This window comes from Methanobrevibacter sp. (assembly GCF_045577275.1).
In the GTDB taxonomy this organism is placed as follows: domain Archaea; phylum Methanobacteriota; class Methanobacteria; order Methanobacteriales; family Methanobacteriaceae; genus Methanobrevibacter.
In genome coordinates this window covers 1-1,661 of record NZ_JAZNIB010000140.1, presented here as the reverse complement: position 1 = coordinate 1,661, position 1,661 = coordinate 1, and the positions used below count along the sequence as shown (strand labels likewise).

The window sequence follows — 1,661 nt, the reverse complement described above, 5'->3', positions numbered from 1 at the left end:
AGATAATTATAAATAATTTTAAAAATAGACTATTCCTAAAAATATTTTACTTATTTTGCAGTGGTATTATGAAAAGAAAAATAAAAACTCTATTCATGACAGTTGGAACTGAAATCAATCCAAAATCAGATGTGGAAGGTTTTCAAATATTGGCAAAGGGAATATATTCCTCTATCCATAAGATCTATCCAGATTATATAGTGTTCTTTGCATCTGAAATCTCTAAAAACGTAATAGATTATGTCAAGGAATTATTTGAAGCGGATGATGATGAATTCATCGAAGGTCAGGATTATGAGATTGTCCTAATGGAACAGGTGGATAACTTCAACAGCTGTTTTGAAGCTTTTGAACAGAAGATTTGGCAATTGGATATCTTTTCTGAAGAAAATTATGAGATTATCATGGACTATACCTCTGGAACAAGGACAATGTCTGCTGCAATGGCCTGCTGTGGAATGTTCTATTCCAAGGATTTGATTACAGTAAGCGGAGACAATAAGAACGGAATTGTAACTCCAGGTACAGAATCCCTCCAATACCAAAATCTCTATAAGGTCTATGACAAGTTCTCACTGATGAGAATCAGAAACTACTTCAATGCCAACAGATTCTACACTGCAAGTGAAATATTGGAAAATATCGTTGATGAGAACATCAATAAGGAAAACCTATTGAATCTTGTCAAGGCATATTATGCCTGGGACAATATGGACTTTATAGTTGCATATGACTATTTGACTAAGGTCAACTTAGATGGCTTTGAACTTTCTGAAATAAAAGATGACTTGAAGACAAACCTTAAGGCACTTGGTGCAATAGTAAGGTCTCCACATGAAAACCTGAAGAACTGCTATATTCTTGCAAGCTTGATTAATAATTCAATAAGAAGAGCTGAAGAGTATAAATATGATGATGCCATCGCTCGATTATATCGTGCCTTTGAACTCATTGCACAAATTAGATTAAGTAAATGTGGATTAATCAGTTCAGATTTGGATATTGATGTGCTTTTGGAGAAAAATGTAAATCAGGAGTTCATTGACAGTCTGGAAAAAACAAGAGTTGACGGCAAGATAAAGATAGGTTTGATAAAGGACTTTGAAGTCTTGGCAGAGTTAGGTGACGATTTGGGATTGTACTTTGCTGAAAATAGGAATAAGATCAATAACCTGACCATAAAAAGAAACAATTCCATATTGGCTCATGGTCTTGAATCCCTTGACAAGGAGGATTTCGACCAGTTTGAAGAGCTTGTTGAAAACCTTGCCCGCAAGTTGGACAAGGATATGGACAAGTTCATTTTGCAAACCAAGTTTGCCAAATTTGATTTGAGAAATAAGATGAATAGGCTTTAATTATTTAATGTATTTTAGATTAAAGTTCTTTAAATCATTTATAGTTTACTATATCTATTATTTGTTATTATTATTTATTTTTAGGGAATGATATTCGTTAAATTTATATATGGGGACTTATAGAGTTAGTATTAAAGATAGGGGGTTATCCCCCTATTACATGCGCCTATATGCCAGATATGATATAATCACACCTAGCAAAGTTAGAGCGCATGTTAATACACTCCAAAAATCCCCCATAAAATCACCCCCTATATAATGCATATTACTCTAATTTTTTTAAGCTATTTTCTAACTTAAATT

At 33.1% G+C, this 1,661-nt stretch carries 1 protein-coding gene; it reads left to right on the top strand.

The window, feature by feature from the left end; translation table 11 throughout:
• Positions 1-68 precede the first annotated feature (68 nt).
• A complete protein-coding gene (locus ACKI67_RS04345) occupies positions 69-1,358 on the top strand; it encodes a TIGR02710 family CRISPR-associated CARF protein (protein WP_407462169.1) in 1,290 nt (429 codons plus the stop codon).
• The last annotated feature ends 303 nt before the right edge of the window (positions 1,359-1,661 follow it).